We start from the raw sequence: 17,419 nt of genomic DNA on the forward strand, positions 1-17,419 counted from the left end.
ACTTTTTATGCTGGGGTCGGCGGCAGCATTGTAGAATGCTCAGCCAAGCATGGAGGCCTTCGGGTCGGCCGGTTCATACAGCTTCATTCAGGGGAGGGAATGGTTGCGTTCATGCCATTGATGGTGAAAGCCATGCCGATCAAGCGCTGGACTATGCGCTGGCTGTTATCATGCCTGTTGGCGTGCCAAGTGCTATTGGCACACGCCCAACCGTTGGCAGGGAGCGGCACGTGGTATGAAGCCGTCGAGCATGACGGCTCGAAAGAGGCATGGCACGAACAGGACCGATTGAAACCTGTCGCCAGCCCCGCCAAAACCGGCGGGTATTTCATCTACAAGGCTGCATTCGACCTGGCGAAGACTGGGCATTACGTCATCGATTTCGACAGCTCCAGCGTCATCGGCCATTTTACCCACCATATCTATAATGCCGCGGGGGAGCAGGTGGCGGAGCTCAAAGGCGGAATACAATCCCGCGTCGCCAACCCCTACATGCTGCGCCATGGGCGCGACATCATGCTGCCGGCAGGGCGCTACGAACTGGTGAGCGAGGTCAGCGCGCCGTTTTTCCTTGCCCATCCGCAGCCCTACATCGCCACGCTCCCGGAATACCAGCAGTCGATCAAGTTCGGCAACGCCGTCGTACTGGTGTCGTACGGCGCCATGCTGATCCTCGCGATCTACTACGCCGCCCTGGGCTATATCCGCAAGCAGGCAACGGACCGCATGTACGCCCTGTTCATCCTGGGCAACATTTTCTATAACGGCACGGCATTGTTGATCCTGCCCGACCTGTTCGGCGTGCATTGGTTTTACCTGATCAGTTTTCCCATCCTGTGCTCCAATATCGCCTACGTCTATTTCGTGATCTACCTGCTCGAGCTGCGCAGGTATTCCGATTCCAAGCTGTGCCGGCTGGGGCACGGCATTATTTTCCTGCTCGCACTGTTCATTCCAGCAGCCCTGATCTGGCCCAATATTTCGCTGGAGCTCGCGCGGGTCGGGGTCGGCATGATCATGCTGTATGGATTGACGGCGGGGATCAGGAAGGCATGGCGGGGAAACCTGATTGCGAAGTACTACCTGGGCGCGATTTCGGCCTTTTTCGTGATTGGCGCGTATTCCATCACCAATACGCGCGTGAGCGGGTCGCAGACTTTCTATATAGAGCACCTGGGGATGCTGGCGGTGACGGTCGAAATGGTGCTGCTGGCCCTGGTGTTGGCGCGCCAGTTTGCCTTGCTCAATTATGAAAAGGAGCATGCCCTGACGCTGTCGAAACGGCACCTGAAGATCGCCCATACCGATGCCCTGACCGAGCTGCCCAACCGTTACGCGCTGGACCAGGAGTTGTCCGCGCTGCCGGTCGACGGCGTGCTGGTCTTCATTGATATCGACGGCCTCAAGTTCTACAACGACAACTACGGCCACAAACGCGGCGACGAACTGCTGCGTTCTTTTGCCTACACGGTGAATGAGGCGCTCGGCGAATTGGGCGTCCTGCATCGGATCGGCGGGGATGAGTTTGCGATTACCAGTCCGCAAGGCAATGTGCAAAAGCTGGAGGCATGCCTGGCGAGGTCTATCGATATGCTGCGGAAGCAGGGGTTCGAGTTTGCGGGCATGAGTTACGGCATCGCCCATGCCATGGAAAGCCGTGACAGCAACATGCTCAAGTATCTGGCGGACACGCGCATGTATGCGCAGAAGCGCGAGCGCCAGCGTAGTGCCGAGCAACATCCGAGAAAAACAACGACAATCGTTTGATCACAAGGAGGATAAAAAATGAAGAAATGGCCTTTGCTTTGGCCCGTGCTGGTCTGTCTGGCACTGCCATTGATCGCTGCATGGTTCGCCTATCCCGATACCCATCTGCCGCCGGGGTTCGGCGTATTCCCGCCGGATTACGACCAACCTGTGCCGGGGTTCAACCTGACGATATTCATCGTCATTGCCCTGGTGGAAACCGCCTTCGGCATTTTCCTGCTGTTCCCGGGCTGGTTCGGCTTCAAGCCGGTTCAGCCCTCACCTAAGCCGGCTAAAAAGCCGTTCCCGCTCTGGTTCTGGATAGGCGCGGCATTCACCCTGTTCTTCTGGTGGCTGATGTGGGCGCGCGTCACGCCATTCGGCAACCTGGTCTATTATGCCTTCAGCCCGATGTGGTGGGGTTTCATCCTTGTGCTGGATGGCTGGACCTACCGGCGCAACAATGGCGTCTCGCTGCTGTCCAGCAAGCCGAAAACCTTCGCCATCAGCGCGCTGGTATCGGTATTCGGCTGGCTGTTCTTCGAGTATTACGACTATTTCGTGCTGGGGAACTGGTATTACCCCAATACGCACATTCCCGGCTTGTCGCACGGCCTGATCGTGGCCTTGTTCCTCATCGCCTACACCACCGTGTGGCCCGCTATCTTTGAATGGTACACATTGCTCAAGACCTGTCCAAAACTGGCTAGCCGCTATAGCCAGGGCCCGAAGCTGGCATTGCCTGCCTGGCTGTTGATCTGGGGCGGGTTTGCGCTGATTTTCCTCATGACCTTCCTGCCTTACCCATTGTTCTGGGTAGTATGGATCGGACCGTTCGCAGTGGTGGCGGGCATACTCATGCGCCTCAATATCTGGAACCCGGTCAGCGCGCTGGCCCAGGGCAACTGGACCCCGATGATCCTGGTGGCGCTGGCTTCGCTGTTCAACGGTTTCTTCTGGGAAGTATGGAACTACGGCAGCGCGCATCCGTTGCCCGAATTACAGACCAATCCCAACTACTGGATCTACAACATTCCCTATGTCGACGTGATCCACATTTTTGCGGAAATGCCGTTGCTCGGCTTCTTCGGCTACCTGCCGTTCGGGGTGCTGGTATGGGTGGTGTTCATCTGGGCGGGCAAGGTGTTCGGTTTCGACTCCAGCATCGAGCTGGAGCAGAAGTAAGGCCCCGGCATTGGGCGCGGCAAACGCGCCTGATGCCTATTGCCAGCGGCGGCTCAGCATGAAGTGCAGGAACAGGGCCTCGTTCCGCAGCTGGGCATCGCCGAATGGCAGCTCTCTATTGTTGTAGTTGACCTTCACCACCGGGGAGTACTCCAGACCGCCGGTGAACGTCCATTCGGGACTGAACTTGTAGGCGGCGCCAAAGGTGTAGTGGTGCTCGAGTATGCCCGCGATGAACGGCGTGGTGGACGCCCTGGGCATGGGATTGCGCCCGTAGTTGTATCCGGCATAGAGCGTGGTCTTGTCATTCAGTTCGTGGGCGAGTCCCAGCGCCAATACCACCTGGTCATGCCAATCCATGCGGTTGCTGCTTGTGATTCGGGAGGGCGCGAATGCGCTGTCCGGATTGCGGGCGGTCAGCGTGGTGGACTTCAGCGCCTCGGACCAGTTGATCCAGTTGAGCTTAAAGGCGAGCAACCAATCGGCATCGGGCTTCCATGCCAGGCCGACCGCCACTTCCCTCGGTGTGGCAAAACCGTCCAGCTTGGCGTCGTCGTAATGGAATGTCTGGGTCCCGGCATTGAGCGAGAACGACCCTCCGGTGAGGGGCAGCTTGGTTTTTTCCGTGTAAGCCGCACCAAGGGTCAATGTGGGGCTGAGTTTGTACTGCAGGCCGATCTTGAAGTTGGGGCGTATGCCGTCGGCATCCTCCAGCTTGATGCCGCCAATGCCGGGGGAGTCGCGATAAAGCGACTGTTGGATACTGGCGTAGGTTAACCCTACGGTGGTTCCCAGCGATAGCCGCTCAGTCACCTGGCAGCCTATGCCGACACCAATCTTGGCAATCCCGAACTTGGCAGAGAAATTATCCTGGCCGTTCTGTGATGTATTGATGTGGCGGAATACGCCGCCGGCGCCTCCCTGCACGAAGGTGCCGACTCCGGCCGTACATGGCAGGCTTTCCAGGGATTGCACATAACCGCCTCCCGCCAAGGGCGTGTAACGGTTGGAGGCATGCACGTCGCTGCCGTGTTGATCCGCATGCGATAAGTCCAATGTGCGCAACACGCTGCCAAAACCGTCGAACGCCTTGCCCTGGACCTGGGCGAGCCCGGCAGGATTGGTGTTGATGGCGGAGCTGTCGCGCGCCACCGCCACATCGGCGCCGCCCATGAGCAGCGATTCCGCCCCGAAACCTATCAGGTTGAACCCGTTGGTGGCGTGGGCCGGCATCGCCAGCGTGAATAACAAGGTTGCCGCTCCCCGGCCCGCTTGCCGCGCCGTCAAGCGCATGAAACTGGTTGTCATTGAATTAATTGCCTGATTTATCAGTTGAATTTATAAATTTTTAGCGTGTTTTCATCATGGTGTAGGTATTCCAAGGTAAAATGCGGACGCTATGGAATTACGACCGGAATCACCACGTTTACTGAGCGCTTATCGGCCATACTGGGCCAAGCGCTTCGGCACCGCCCCCATTTTACCCATGACGCGCGAAGAAATGGATAAATTGGGCTGGGATAGTTGCGACATTATCCTGGTCACGGGCGACGCCTATATCGACCACCCCAGTTTCGGCATGGCCTTGGTGGGCCGCTTGCTGGAGGCCCAGGGCTTTCGTGTCGGCATCATTGCCCAGCCAGACTGGCATTCTGCCGATCCGTTCCGCGCGTTGGGCAAGCCCAACCTGTATTTCGGCATTACGGCCGGCAACATGGATTCCATGGTCAACCACTACACGGCGGATCGCAAGATCCGCTCCGACGACGCGTACACCCCTGGCGCGATAGCCGGCAAACGGCCTGACCGCGCCGTCCTGGTATATTCGCAGCGTTGCCGCGAAGCCTTTCCTGGAGTGCCGCTGGTGATCGGCAGCATCGAGGCCTCGTTGCGCCGGATTGCGCACTACGACTACTGGTCCGACAAGGTGCGCCGTTCGGTGCTGGTCGATTCCAAGGCGGATATCCTGATCTATGGCAACGCCGAGCGTGCATTGGTCGAGATCAGCCACCGCATCGCCAAGGGAGAAACCGTCAGCGAGATTACCGATATACGCGGCACCGCCTTCCTGCGCAAGCACGTGCCTGAAGGCTGGGAGGAAGTGTCCTCCACCGCTCTGGACCGCCCGGGCAAGATAGACAAGCCGGTGGACCCCTATGCGATGGAACCGGCAATGGAGCAAACCGGCGAGTCCTGCGCATCCACAGCCGCCGCTGCGGCCAACAAGGGCCTGGAGCCGGGCGTGCAGGCCATCACCATCGTGCGCAAGCCGAATAAGCCCAAGGCAGAGCGCAGCAGGCAGTTCATCCGCCTGCCTGCCTTCGAGGAAGTTTCCCAGGACCCGGTGCTGTATGCCCACGCCTCGCGCGTGCTGCACCTCGAGGCCAACCCCGGCAATGCGCGCGTATTGGTGCAACGGCACGGCGACCGCGAAGTCTGGCTGAATCCGCCGCCGATCCCGCTGACGACCAAGGAAATGGACTATGTCTACGACCTTACGTACGCGCGCACGCCGCATCCGGCATACAAGGGAGAGCGTATCCCGGCCTGGGAGATGATCCGTTTCTCGGTCAATATCATGCGCGGCTGTTTCGGCGGATGCACGTTCTGCTCGATTACAGAGCACGAGGGCCGCATCATCCAGAGCCGCTCGGAGGCCTCCATCCTCAAGGAGCTCGAGGAAGTGCGCGACAAGGTGGAAGGGTTCACCGGCACCATCTCCGACCTCGGCGGGCCGACGGCGAACATGTACCGCCTCGCCTGCAAGAGCGAGACCATAGAGAAGAGTTGCCGCAAGCTTTCCTGCGTGTTCCCGGGCATCTGCGAGAACCTCAATACCGACCATTCGCACCTGATTCAGCTTTACCGCAAGGCGAGGGCGATCCCCGGCATCAAGCGCATCCAGATCGGTTCCGGCCTGCGTTACGACCTCGCCGTGAAATCGCCGGAATACGTAAAGGAACTGGTGCAGCACCACGTCGGCGGCTATCTCAAGATTGCGCCCGAGCATTCCGAGGAGAACGTGCTCAGCAAGATGATGAAGCCGGCGATGACCGCCTACGACGAATTCAAGGAAATGTTCGAAAGGTTCTCGCGCGAGGCGGGCAAAGAGCAATACCTGATTCCCTACTTCATCGCGGCGCACCCGGGCACTACCGATGAGGACATGCTCAACCTGGCCTTGTGGCTGAAGAAATACGATTTCAAGCTCGACCAGGTGCAGACCTTCACCCCGACGCCGATGGCGATGGCGACCGCCATGTACCATTCGGGCAAGAACCCCTTGCGCAAGGTGACGCACGACAGCGAAGACGTGCCGATCCCCAGGGCGGGCGGCGTGCGCCGTCTGCACAAGGCCTTCATCCGCTATCACGACCCCAACAATTGGCCGATGCTGCGCGAGGCATTGAAGAAAATGGGCCGAGAAGACCTGATCGGCAACGGCAAGAAGCATTTGGTGCCCGCTTGGCAGCCGATCTTGCCCAAGGAGCAGGCCAAGGCCAACGGCAGCCGCCGCGCGGCCAAGCCTGCAGCAGCTGCGCCACGCCCGGCGGGCCGCGCGCCTGTCGCCGGCAAGCGGCCTGCCGCTTCGCATTCCGGCAGGCCTGCCAGGAAGCCTGGCCGTCCGTAAAGCTGCATGACGGGGATGCGTACTTTCTTAAGCCTCACAAGTTTGCTCTTGCGGGGCTTTTTTTCCGCCTGCTGCCTGTGGTCCGCCGTCGCCATGGCGGCTGGCGACGGCATGCTGTGGAAGGTGCAGGCGGGCAACGGCACTGTCAGCTACCTGTTCGGCACCATCCATGTGGACGATCCCAGGGTGACGACCTTGGCAGAGCCCGTCAATACGGCGCTTGAGTCTGCGCAATCGTTCATGATGGAGGTGCTGCCCTCCAATGACGTCTCGCCTTACTATATGCAGGGCAGCCTGGCTCAAATGCTGACCGAGGCGGAGCTGGAGCAGGTCTATGCCGCTGCCGATTTTCACGGCCTGCCGCGCGACATGGCGTTGCGCATGAAGCCGTGGCTGCTGTCCATGGTGTTCGACCTGCCCGTATCGCAGTCTCCCTATACCCTGGATGTGCAGCTTTACCTGCAGGCGCAACGCGCAGGCAAGGCCGTCGAGGCGCTGGAAACGCCGCAGGAGCATTTTTCCGCGCTGGAAAGCATCAGCCTGGAAGAGCAATTGCTGATATTGCGCAGCGTGCTCAAGCGCAGCCAGGAGCAAAAGGAAAAAGACTTCGAACTGCTGATACAGGCTTATCTTTCCGGCAATCTGGATAAAGTGGCCGCGCTGGATTCCGAGCTGACGGCGGATGACCTGCCTGCCGGGCTATGGGAAAAGCTGCGTGTCAAGTTGCTGGACGAGCGCAACGTGCGCATGGCGGAGCGCATTGCCGCTGCCGCAGACCGGCAGCCGGTATTCGTGGCTGTCGGCGCTGCGCATTTGCCTGGAGAGGGCGGCGTCATCGATTTGCTCAGCCGCTCAGGTTTTAACGTGTCTCCCGTCAAATAGCCAATGCCTCATTAGCTCTGCGCTTGCTTGGCATTTTGTCTAGCGCTTGTTCACATTCCAGGCGCGCTATAATCAAGCTATCCCACATAATGCATATGGATTGATTATGGCGATGCCCGACCGCATCAACTTGCGCCCGCTGGAGCGCAACGACCTGCATTTCGTACACAAGCTCAACAATAACGATACCATCATGCGCTATTGGTTCGAGGAGCCTTACGAAGCTTATGACGAGCTGGTCGCCCTGTACGACAGGCACATTCACGACCAGAACGAGCGGCGCTTCATTATCGAGCTGGAAAACGGCGAGCTGGCAGGGCTGGTCGAGCTGGTGGAGATCAACTACATCCACCGGCGCGCGGAGTTCCAGATCATCATCGCGCCCGATTATCAGGGCCGCGGCCTTGCCAAGTCGGCGACGCGCATTGCGGTGGGCTATGCCTTCCGCGTGTTGAACCTGCACAAGGTGTACTTGGTCGTGGACACGGACAACCAGGCGGCGATCCATATTTATGAAACCTGCGGCTTCGAGGTGGAAGGGCATTTGAAGGAAGAGTTCTTTTCCAACGGCTCTTACCGGGATGCCTTGCGCATGCGCTTGTTGCAGGACGATTACCTGCGCCATGTCGGGCCGGCGCCCGTGGATGCCTCGGTCTTGAGAGAGTGGCAGGATGACTGATCCTGCCTTCCTCCTCATTGCAACACCGTTACGATACGAGCTTCAGGCCGATAATGGAGCCGATCAACAGCAGCAGGAACATGATGCGCAATGTGCCGGCCGGATCGCCGAACAGCCAGATGCCGATGACGGCGGTGCCGCAGGCGCCGATGCCGGTCCAGATGGCATAGGCGGTTCCCAGCGGGATGCCTTCCAGCGCCTTGGTGAGCATGAAGAAGCTCAGGATCGTGAACACCAGGAAGCCGATCGAAGGCAAAGGCTTGCTGAAGCTCTCGGAAAATTTCAGGCAGGTGGTGAAGCCGATTTCAAACACACCGGCCAGTAACAGGTATATCCAGGACATATGCAACCCTTTCATGCAGCTCGGGCCGTCCCGGGATCGTGGAGCATGATGGGGCCGTCCCCATCACGTGAGCGCTGGCTGAGAATACCGCCAGCGACAGACATGGATTGATTCTTTCACGTCCCGGCACGGCTGTCAAACCAGGCCGGGAAGTACCGCCGTTCAGGAATGCAGGCCGATCGCCTGCATGAAAAGCCGCATGAGAAATGCGGCAGCCAGCATTGCAGTGACGCTGGCCGCCCAGATCAAGGCGAGCCAGAGCAGGCGCTTGATCCAGGCTGGGCGCGCCTTATCCTGGTCAGTGGTAGCCATCGCCGTGCCGCACCTTGCCCTTGAAGACGCGGTATGACCAGATCGTGTAGACTAGGATGACGGGGATGATGGCCAGCGTGCCGACCAGCGCGAACTTGAGGCTGGCGGGGGGCGCCGCGGCTTCCCAGATCGTCACGTGCGGCGGGATGATCTGCGGCCAGATGCTGATCGCCAGGCCAAACAAGCCCAGCAGCACAATGATCAAGGCGGCGATGAAGGGCTGGCGGTCATAGCCCGACTTGAGTTCGCGCATGAGGGAATACAGGCTGATGGCGACCAGCACGGGCACGAAGGAGAGGAAGTAGAAGTTGGGCAGGCTGAACCAGCGCTCGGCGATACTCGGGTGAGCGAGCGGCGTCCAGATGCTCACGCCCGCCAGCGCTATCACGACCAGCCCTACCAGCGGACGGGTGACTTGCAGCATGCGTTGCTGCAGCTTGTCTTCGGTCTTCATGATGAGCCAGGTGCTGCCCAGCATGGCATAGGCGACCATCACGCCTAGCCCGGTAAATAGCGAGAACGGGCTGATCCAGTCAAATGCGCCGCCGGAGAATGCGTTGCCGCTCAGCACGATGCCGTTGATATAGGCGCCTAGCGTCACCCCCTGGAAGAATGCCGCAGTGACGGAGCCGCCGATAAAGGCCTTGTCCCAGAACGCCTGCTCGCGCTCGGGCGCCTTGAAGCGGAACTCGAACGCCACGCCGCGGAAAATCAGCCCCAGCAGCATCAGGATAATCGGCTGGTACAGGGCGCTCAGCACCACCGCGTACGCCAGCGGGAAGGCCGCCATGAGGCCGGCGCCGCCCAGCACCAGCCAGGTTTCGTTGCCGTCCCAGACGGGAGCCACGGTGTTCATCATCACGTCGCGGTCATGCTTGTCCTTGACGAACGGGAAGAGGATGCCGATCCCGAGGTCGAACCCGTCCATGATCACGTACATTGCGATGGCGAACAGGATCACCGCCAGCCATATCATTGGTAAATCAAAATCCATCTACTACGATTCCTTAGCGTTATGCGATTGCGATTCTAGCGAGAAAGAGGCGTCGGGGGCAGACAGCGGACGCATAGGCTGCCTTGGCTGGCCCGGACCGCCTTCGGGTTCCGGCGACCCGTGCCGAACGGGCAGGCGCATAAGATGCATCAAGTAGCTGATCCCAATGCCGAACACAAAAAAGTAGACTGCGACAAACAAGGCCAACGAACCCGCAAGGGAAGATATATCATGGTTGGAAACCGCATCAGCGGTACGCATGATGCCATAAACCACCCAGGGCTGGCGTCCTATTTCCGTGGTGAACCAGCCCGCCAGGATGGCAATCACGCCGGCAGGGCCCATCCACAATGCCATGCGCAGGAAACCCCTGTGAGTATACAAGCTGCCGCGGTAACGCAGCCATACGCTCCATAGGCCCAGCGCGATCATCATTATTCCCAGCCCGACCATGACGCGGAAAGACCAGAAGATGATGCTGGCATTGGGGCGGTCTTCAGGAGGAAAATCCTTGAGCGCCGGCACCCGGCCATCCCAGCTGTGCGTGAGGATCAGGCTGCCCAAGTGCGGGATGCCAACAGAAAAGTGCGTGGTTTCCGCCTCCATGTCCGGCAGGCCGAACAGCAACAAGGGCACGCCGCCTTCATGATGCTCCCAGTGTCCTTCGATGGCAGCCAGTTTGGCAGGCTGGTGCTTGAGCGTATTCAGGCCGTGGAAATCGCCGACTACCGCCTGCAGCGGGGCAACGCCGACCAGCATCCACATCGCCATCGACAGCATGGTGCGCGTCGCTTCAGTCTTTTGCCCCCTTAACAGGTGCCAGGCCCCGGCGGCACCCACCATCAAGGCGGTTGCCAGGAAGGCGGCAATTCCCATATGCACCAGGCGGTAAGGGAAGGATGGATTGAAAATGATGGCCCACCAATCGACCGGCACCACGATGCCGTTCGCGATCTCGAAGCCTTGCGGGGTCTGCATCCAGCTATTGGATGCCAGAATCCACGTGGCTGAAATCAATGTGCCCAATGCCACCATCGCAGTTGAAAGCAAGTGAAGTCCTGGCCCGACCCGGCTCCACCCGAACATCATCACCCCGAGAAATCCGGCCTCAAGGAAGAAGGCGGTGAGCACCTCGTAGGTAAGCAAGGGCCCGGTGACGCTGCCGGCAAAGGCGGAGAAGCCGCTCCAGTTGGTCCCGAACTGGTAGGCCATGACCAGCCCCGACACTACGCCCATGCCGAAATTGACGCCGAATATCTTGAGCCAGTAGTGGTACAGGTCCTTGTACACCTCTCGTCCGGTTTTGAGCCACATGGCCTCGAGCACGAACAGGTAGCTGGCAAGGCCGATGGTGATTGCCGGGAAGATGATATGGAACGAGACGGTGAAGGCAAACTGGATGCGCGCTAGGTCGAGCGCTGAGATGTCTGGCATGGCGGTGTTCTGACTCCTTGATAACCAACCTGCAGGCACGCTTGGTAAACGGTGCCTGAAACGCAAGACTGCTAGCTTACTGTGTGCCCCTTTGCCTCAAAAGGCCCAGATTCATCAATAAACACCATCACAGATTGTAACGGTGGCTTATGCGGTAAATCGCGCTGCCTGGGCTTCTATCGTCTCGATGGCAAGGTCGAAGTCCATGGACTTGTCAAAAAAGTGGTCTACGCCCAATTCATTCGCCATTTGGCGGTATTGCGGATAGGCATGGTTGGTGAGGATCAGGTAGGCCGGGCGCGGGAAGGGGAAGTCCGGCCGCTGCGTGGCCTTGATCACTTCGAAGCCATTGCCTTGGGCCAGCTCGATATCCACCAGCAGCAAGTCATAGGGCTGCTCATAAAGCTGCGCAATGGCTTCATCCTGGCTCAGCGCGACCCCTTCGAAGGACAAGCCCCTACAGTCGGACAAGATGTCCATGATCGTTTCGCGCAAAAGCCGCGAATCCTCGACGAGCAACACTTTCATTGCTCTAGTACCCGGTTCCACACCACTGGGACTTTCTTTCATGATCGTATTCATAGGCTCAAAAATCATTGCTTGTGAATTCTATCGGGCAGCAGGGGGGGGAGCCATCCGCCTTAATCCTACATCTTCTTACGTTGACGGCAGCCATGCTTATGATATCAGCTGGTTCTTGATGGCGTAGTAGGTGAGGTCCGCGTTCGTCTTCAAGCTCATTTTCTCCATGATGCGGGTACGGTAGGTGCTGACAGTTTTCACGCTGATGCAGAGTTCCTCACCGATTTCAGTGGCGCTCAGCCCGCTCGCGAGCTTGAAGAATACCTGGAACTCACGGTCGGAGAGGGTTTCGTGGAGAAGCTTTTCCGAGGGGTTGCTCAGCTCGTTGGTCATGAGCTCGGCCAGTTCCGCCGAAATGTAGCGCTTGCCGTTGGCGACGGTGCGGATCGCCTTGATGATCTCGTCCGAATCGGCATCCTTGGACAAATAGCCCTTGCAGCCGCTGCGCATGAGGTTGAGCGCATATTGCTCCTCGCCGTAGCCGCTCAAGATCAATACCGGTAGTTCGGGTGCGACATGGCGCAAGTCGTGCAGGGTGTCCACGCCATTCTTGTCGGGCATGGCGATGTCCATGACGATGGCATCATACTGGTTACTTCTGACCAGCTTGATGGCTTCCAGCCCGGACGCGGCTTCGCCGGCTACCTCGAGGTCGGATTCCAGCTCGATGAGGTTGCGCAATCCCTGTCGGACAATATTGTGGTCATCAACTAATAATATCTTTTTCATGTGTGCTGACGATCCTTATTATTGGTTGGTCATTCTTTATCTATATGGATACTAAGATGGCTTGCCGGTATCCGCAAGCCATCTTCAAGACCATGCCATGAGGTCGACATGGACAATGCATCAATCGTCCTTGCTCAAGGCATATCCGACCAGGACGCCAGCTCCCACGGCAAGCGACAATGTGAGCAACGAGCGCTTATGCAGCCATTTGCGTGACTGGATGCGGCTGCTCTTCAGAGCCTGAGACAATTCCTTGTCCAGCGACTCGGACCAGTCCGAGAAGTTTTCCGTGAGCTGCTGTATGACATGCTCCGTAGCGCTGCCGTGCGCATCCGGGTCCAGCACGTCCTTGAGGCTTTCCAGCAATGCGATCGCTTCTTTCTTGCTGTCGCGGGCCTTGCTTTCCAGTTTGCGCCCCAGCTTGCGAACGGAGGCCTTGCCGGCCTTGGCGCTATCGCTCAAGGCTTCCTGGGCGGTTCCCGCCAACTCGGAGGCTTGGTCTTTAATCTCGGATTGTGTGTTGCTGTTGAACATGTCGTGCTCCAATACTGTCTATGGGGGGATTTCGGTGAGTCTGGACTATTTTCCTGGTGGATATCGAGCGGTTGGTCAGCGTTTATGGAAAATGCCGGCAACCAGCGACACGATGGTGATGATCAGGAAAACGAAGAACAGGATCTTGGCAATTTCTGCCGCACCTGCCGCAATACCGCTAAAGCCGAAAAAAGCTGCAATCAGCGCGATCACGAAAAATATCACGGAATAATGCAACATTATTTTTCTCCTTGGTTGTTCGGTGTACGGTTTACACTGTAGGCTTTTGATCGGCCCGGAATTAGCAGACAGCCACTGAATCGCTTGTCAGAAAAGACTTACACGATGTTTGGAATACCATGAATATCAAAGCCATCGGCAACAAAATAACCGGATGGGGCGAAAGCTTGATCAGGCGGCTTGGCGGAAGGGTGCTGGCTATTCTGTTTGCCTCCATGATCCTGGCATTGGTTTCCGTCATGTTCACTGACGCCTGGCTGGTCGAGCTTGAGCAGCAAAACGCCCAGATAGACCAAGTGCAGCGCAATATCAATGTGCTGCAGCAATTGCGTACCAGCCTCAATCTGGCCGAGAGCGCGCAGCGCGGATACCTGCTGACCCAGCGCCAGGAACTGGTCACCACCTTCAATCAGGAAATCGAGGCCTCGCGCCGCCATATCCGCAAGATTGAAGGCTTGTTCAACGGCCAGACGGTCGTCATGCGCGGCAAGCAGGAGCAAAATTGGCTGATTGCCTTGAACTCGACCCTGGAAGCCAAAAATGCGGAAATGAAGCTGGCCATTTCCCTGGTGCAGTCCGGCAAGGCGGAAGAGGCGATGCAGGTGATCAAGCTGGATCAGGGCGTCATCGAAATGGCGAGGTTTATGCAATATTCCCAGATACTGCTCGATCAGCAGCACGAAGCTCAATCGCAGCTGGTGAAGAAGCGCGAACAGACCATCGTCATCACCCGGATTGCCTTGATCGGCACGGCGTTGATCCTCCTCCTGCTCGTGATCATGGTGATCCGTCAACTCGTGCAGGAAATGAACAGCCGCGACCATTTGCGCCAGCAGCTGGCGCGCGACTGCGCAGCTTACGAGGAGCGCATCCGCAGCAACTCTTATATGATGAAGACGCTGGCGCTGGATTACCAGTCCGACGTGGAGCGCGCGCGGCAAAAGCTGGCGCGCGACCTGCATGACGAGCTGGGCTCCATCCTCACGGCCACCAAGATGGATATTTCCTGGACGATACGCCGCGTGAAGGACCAGGACCCGGAGATCGTGGAAAAGCTCGATAAGACCATGCGCTACCTGAACCAGGGCATCCAGTTCAAGCGGCAGGTGGTGCAGAACCTGCATCCTTCCATCATCACCACCATCGGCTTCTGGCCGGCATTGAAGTCCCTGATCGAGGATATGGCGGAACGCAACGACTGGAAGCTGGACCTCATCCTGCCGAATGAGCAGATCGAGCTGCCCGAAACGCTGGGCCTGATCGCCTATCGCGTGGTGCAGGAGAGCCTGAATAACGCAAGCAAGTATGCCTACGCCACCAAAGTGTCGGTGCATATGGTGGATGCGCTGGATTACCTCAAGCTGGAGATCGAGGACAATGGCGTGGGGGCTGACCTGGATAAGGCCGCCGCCAGCACCCACGGCCTTTCCGGCATCCGCAACCGCATCATGGCGATCGGCGGGCGCGTGGATATCACCAGCGCGCCCAACCAGGGATTCCACCTGGTGGCGATCATCCCGACCAAGCTTTAAGAGCAGGTTTAAGGGCTTTTAGCTAGAAACGCAGGAACAGCGATGTGGAAAGGACGTGGTTCATGCGGTCGAACTCATGTCCGCGGACATATTGGTTGACATAGCCGATCTCGAGCCGGGCATTTTGCGCCGCCTGCCAGGCCACTCCGGCAAACGCGCGGTTCTGGTCGAAACCGCTCATGGCTCCCCAGTCGGTGCTGCGGGTGCTGACGAACAGTTCATCCCATAACAGCCAGCTCAGCGATTCCTTCCCCTCGATCTTCTTGATGGCGCGCACCAATTGGCGCACGCGGTGGCCTGTGTCGTGCCCGGTATCGAAATTGCGTTGTTCCAGCCGCGTGCGGCTGGTGATGACGATGCCGTTCGAGGTCGGGGGAAAGGTGTACATGAATTGCTGCCACCAGCGCTGCTCGTGGTTGGAGCCTTGCGCCGTGTGCGTCCTGACGTCGGCATAGCCAAGCCAGATGCTTGCGCGGTCTGAAACCCAGTAATTGACGGCCGGCCGGATGATGGTCTGGTCGTGCAGCCGCCCTTCCTCCTTCAAGCGCGGCTGCAACTCCGCGTACCAGCCGATGCGGCTTTCCTTCGCCAGCTTGCCTTCCATGGTCAGGTTGAACCAGAAGCGGCTATCTTCCTCGACCTCGGCATATGTCCAGCAGGCGCTCGTGCTCATTACCCCAATCGACAATCCGCGCAGCAAGCGTATGGTATTAAATCTCATGCAATTTCCTTCTCTTGATCCAATCTGTCGTTGTGACGACCGGCAAGGTTGATCGTTGAGGGTGTGACTGTAACCCACGCATACATAAAAGGCGAATTTGGAAAGGCGAATCCGGAGCCCGGTTGTCAGCTGTCTCTGACACGATTTGCAGCGGCGCGCTGACGGTGAGGGATGTCGGATGACATTACCATGCATGCATGTTCCACGATTTACCGTCCTACCTACAGAGGAGAGCAATATGCATCGTTCCATCAAGACCAATATCATTTCCGCCGCCATCAGCGTATTGCTGGGAACCGCCGCAAGCGGTGCGTGGGCGGTATCCATTTCCGACGAGCTCAACCAGAGCCCGGACGTAAAGCAGTTCCATGAACTGGACACCAATAACGACGGCCACTTGAACTATACCGAGGCCAGCCGCGACAGCTTCTACACCAAGGAGCATTTCAATGCCGCCGACAAGAACAAGGACGCCAAGCTGAGCCAGGAAGAGTACAGCAACTACAAAACCGCCCAGCAGAAAAAAGAAGTGGGCCGAGTAGTGGATGACAGCACCATCACTGCCAAGGTCAAGGCGAACATCCTGAAGGAGGAAGGCTTCAAGGGCCTGCAAGTCAGCGTGGAAACCTACAAGGGCGTGGTGCAGTTGAGCGGTTTCGTCAACAGCAAGGCCCAGATCCAGAAAGCCGGCGAAGTCGCCAAGGCGGTTGAAGGAGTGAAGTCGGTCAAGAACAACCTGATCGTCAAGGGCTAAGCGAGCAAGTAGCCATATAAAAAATCCTGTGGACAACCACAGGCTTTTTTACTTTCTACCGCTAGCGGCGCATGGTGTCCTGGTGCGGCAGCTTCATGCCGGGCTGTGCGCCATGCTCGACGAAAATCAGTTTGCTTGTGTCGAAGCCAAAGTGCTGGGCCCTGGCAATCAGTTCCGCCTTGACCGGGTAGGACAGCTCCGGCGTGCGCGAGAGTATCCAGAGATATTCGTGATTGGGCCCCGCTACCAGCGAGAAATTGTAATTGACGTGGTCCAGCACTAGGATGTTGTAGGCGCCGTAGAACGGGCCGAAGAAAGATACCTTCAATTTGCCGGTATCCGGGCTGTCGACAAAATAGGCTTTGCCTTCCGCCTCTTTCCAGGCCTGCTTTTCCGGGTCGTATCCGCGGTTGATCACTTTCAGGCCGCCGTCCTCGCGTTTGCTATAGGTCGCGGTGACCTGTTGCAAGCCTCGCTCGAACGAATGGTCCAGGCGCGCGATCTCGTACCAGGTGCCCAGGTATTGGTCGGGCTTGAAATGGGTGATGGGCTGCAAGCCCTGGGGCGTGCCGGTGCCGGTACAAGCCAATAGGCAGCATGCGAGCATCAGGCAAAATACGCTTTTCATTGTCATCATGTTCCCTTCATTCAGTCCTTCTATTTCCCTGGCGCCCGCCGCGCAATGAAGCGGTCCAGCGCAGCCGCAAACGCCTGTCGGTCTGCCTGGCTGAACGAGGCGGGGCCGCCCAGTTCCACGCCACTGCTGCGCAGATCCTCCATGAAGTGCCGCATGGCAAGCCGCTCGCCTATGCTGCCCATGTCGTACATTTCCCCGCGCGGGTTGAGCGCGTGGCCCTCCTTGGCGATCACTTCCGCCGCAAGCGGAATGTCCGCGGTAATGACAAGGTCGCCCGGCTGAAGTTTTTGCACGATCTCCTTGTCTGCCACATCGAACCCGCCTGGCACCTGCAAGGCGCGGATATGGGGCGAGGGCGGCACACGCAGCAGTTTGTTGGCGACCAGCGTGACCATGATGCCGGTGCGGTCCGCAGCGCGGAACAGGATTTCCTTAACCGCTACCGGACAGGCGTCCGCATCAACCCAGATCTGCATGGCGGCAG

At 58.4% G+C, this 17,419-nt stretch carries 19 protein-coding genes; 7 read left to right on the forward strand and 12 right to left on the reverse strand.

Annotation, left to right across the window (positions count from 1 at the left end; translation table 11 throughout):
• Positions 1-99 precede the first annotated feature (99 nt).
• On the forward strand, positions 100-1,767 hold the full coding sequence (locus ACWXTG_RS01405; RefSeq protein ID WP_480220441.1) for a GGDEF domain-containing protein: 1,668 nt from the start codon (positions 100-102) through the stop codon (positions 1,765-1,767).
• 18 nt (positions 1,768-1,785) lie between these two features.
• Positions 1,786-2,931 carry a mechanosensitive ion channel protein MscS gene (locus ACWXTG_RS01410; RefSeq protein ID WP_480220442.1) on the forward strand — a complete coding sequence of 382 codons (1,146 nt, stop codon included), beginning with the start codon at positions 1,786-1,788 and terminating at the stop codon, positions 2,929-2,931.
• A 36-nt stretch (positions 2,932-2,967) separates the two neighbouring features.
• On the opposite strand, the gene ACWXTG_RS01415 is transcribed toward ACWXTG_RS01410, so the two are convergent.
• The gene (locus ACWXTG_RS01415; RefSeq protein ID WP_309564877.1) at positions 2,968-4,239 is read right to left on the reverse strand and encodes an OmpP1/FadL family transporter; all 1,272 of its coding nucleotides are present in this window, start codon (positions 4,237-4,239) and stop codon (positions 2,968-2,970) included.
• 91 nt (positions 4,240-4,330) lie between these two features.
• Between ACWXTG_RS01415 and ACWXTG_RS01420 the strand changes: the two genes are divergently transcribed.
• From ACWXTG_RS01420 to speG, 3 genes are all read left to right on the forward strand, one after another.
• On the forward strand, positions 4,331-6,562 hold the full coding sequence (locus tag ACWXTG_RS01420; RefSeq protein ID WP_480220443.1) for a YgiQ family radical SAM protein: 2,232 nt from the start codon (positions 4,331-4,333) through the stop codon (positions 6,560-6,562).
• A 15-nt stretch (positions 6,563-6,577) separates the two neighbouring features.
• Positions 6,578-7,444 carry a TraB/GumN family protein gene (locus ACWXTG_RS01425; protein ID WP_480220444.1) on the forward strand — a complete coding sequence of 289 codons (867 nt, stop codon included), beginning with the start codon at positions 6,578-6,580 and terminating at the stop codon, positions 7,442-7,444.
• A 106-nt stretch (positions 7,445-7,550) separates the two neighbouring features.
• Positions 7,551-8,123: a spermidine N1-acetyltransferase gene (gene speG, locus ACWXTG_RS01430; protein WP_407995946.1), complete on the forward strand. Its 573-nt coding sequence runs from the start codon at positions 7,551-7,553 to the stop codon at positions 8,121-8,123.
• 28 nt (positions 8,124-8,151) lie between these two features.
• On the opposite strand, the gene ACWXTG_RS01435 is transcribed toward speG, so the two are convergent.
• The 8 genes from ACWXTG_RS01435 to ACWXTG_RS01470 form a co-directional block, all read right to left on the reverse strand.
• Positions 8,152-8,466, reverse strand: coding sequence for a DMT family transporter (locus ACWXTG_RS01435; RefSeq protein ID WP_309564881.1), 315 nt, complete (start codon positions 8,464-8,466; stop codon positions 8,152-8,154).
• A 162-nt stretch (positions 8,467-8,628) separates the two neighbouring features.
• Entirely contained in the window at positions 8,629-8,778 is a 150-nt protein-coding gene (locus ACWXTG_RS01440; protein ID WP_309564882.1) for a DUF2474 domain-containing protein, read from the reverse strand.
• A complete protein-coding gene (gene cydB / locus ACWXTG_RS01445; RefSeq protein WP_309564883.1) occupies positions 8,765-9,772 on the reverse strand; it encodes a cytochrome d ubiquinol oxidase subunit II in 1,008 nt (335 codons plus the stop codon). Before cydB ends, ACWXTG_RS01440 begins: the two co-directional genes overlap by 14 nt.
• Before the next feature lie 3 nt (positions 9,773-9,775).
• Positions 9,776-11,206, reverse strand: coding sequence for a cytochrome ubiquinol oxidase subunit I (locus ACWXTG_RS01450; RefSeq protein ID WP_480220445.1), 1,431 nt, complete (start codon positions 11,204-11,206; stop codon positions 9,776-9,778).
• A gap of 147 nt (positions 11,207-11,353) precedes the next feature.
• Entirely contained in the window at positions 11,354-11,734 is a 381-nt protein-coding gene (locus ACWXTG_RS01455; RefSeq protein WP_309564885.1) for a response regulator, read from the reverse strand.
• A gap of 150 nt (positions 11,735-11,884) precedes the next feature.
• A complete protein-coding gene (locus ACWXTG_RS01460; protein WP_309564886.1) occupies positions 11,885-12,517 on the reverse strand; it encodes a response regulator in 633 nt (210 codons plus the stop codon).
• Positions 12,518-12,637: 120 nt separating this feature from the next.
• On the reverse strand, positions 12,638-13,051 hold the full coding sequence (locus tag ACWXTG_RS01465; RefSeq protein ID WP_480220446.1) for a hypothetical protein: 414 nt from the start codon (positions 13,049-13,051) through the stop codon (positions 12,638-12,640).
• 75 nt (positions 13,052-13,126) lie between these two features.
• Complete coding sequence (locus tag ACWXTG_RS01470) at positions 13,127-13,291, reverse strand: DUF1328 domain-containing protein (RefSeq protein WP_048811867.1); 165 nt, start codon at positions 13,289-13,291, stop codon at positions 13,127-13,129.
• Positions 13,292-13,410: 119 nt separating this feature from the next.
• Here ACWXTG_RS01470 and ACWXTG_RS01475 point away from each other — a divergent pair, with 119 nt between their 5' ends.
• The gene (locus ACWXTG_RS01475; protein WP_480220447.1) at positions 13,411-14,823 is read left to right on the forward strand and encodes a sensor histidine kinase; all 1,413 of its coding nucleotides are present in this window, start codon (positions 13,411-13,413) and stop codon (positions 14,821-14,823) included.
• Between the two features lie 22 nt (positions 14,824-14,845).
• On the opposite strand, the gene ACWXTG_RS01480 is transcribed toward ACWXTG_RS01475, so the two are convergent.
• On the reverse strand, positions 14,846-15,544 hold the full coding sequence (locus ACWXTG_RS01480; RefSeq protein ID WP_480220448.1) for a DUF2490 domain-containing protein: 699 nt from the start codon (positions 15,542-15,544) through the stop codon (positions 14,846-14,848).
• A 238-nt stretch (positions 15,545-15,782) separates the two neighbouring features.
• Here ACWXTG_RS01480 and ACWXTG_RS01485 point away from each other — a divergent pair, with 238 nt between their 5' ends.
• The gene (locus ACWXTG_RS01485; protein ID WP_309564890.1) at positions 15,783-16,298 is read left to right on the forward strand and encodes a BON domain-containing protein; all 516 of its coding nucleotides are present in this window, start codon (positions 15,783-15,785) and stop codon (positions 16,296-16,298) included.
• 61 nt (positions 16,299-16,359) lie between these two features.
• On the opposite strand, the gene ACWXTG_RS01490 is transcribed toward ACWXTG_RS01485, so the two are convergent.
• A complete protein-coding gene (locus tag ACWXTG_RS01490) occupies positions 16,360-16,926 on the reverse strand; it encodes a lipocalin family protein (RefSeq protein WP_480221255.1) in 567 nt (188 codons plus the stop codon).
• A gap of 29 nt (positions 16,927-16,955) precedes the next feature.
• On the reverse strand, positions 16,956-17,411 hold the full coding sequence (locus ACWXTG_RS01495; protein WP_480220449.1) for a YaiI/YqxD family protein: 456 nt from the start codon (positions 17,409-17,411) through the stop codon (positions 16,956-16,958).
• Positions 17,412-17,419 lie beyond the last annotated feature (8 nt).

This window comes from Methylobacillus sp. DLP286 (genome assembly GCF_056636515.1).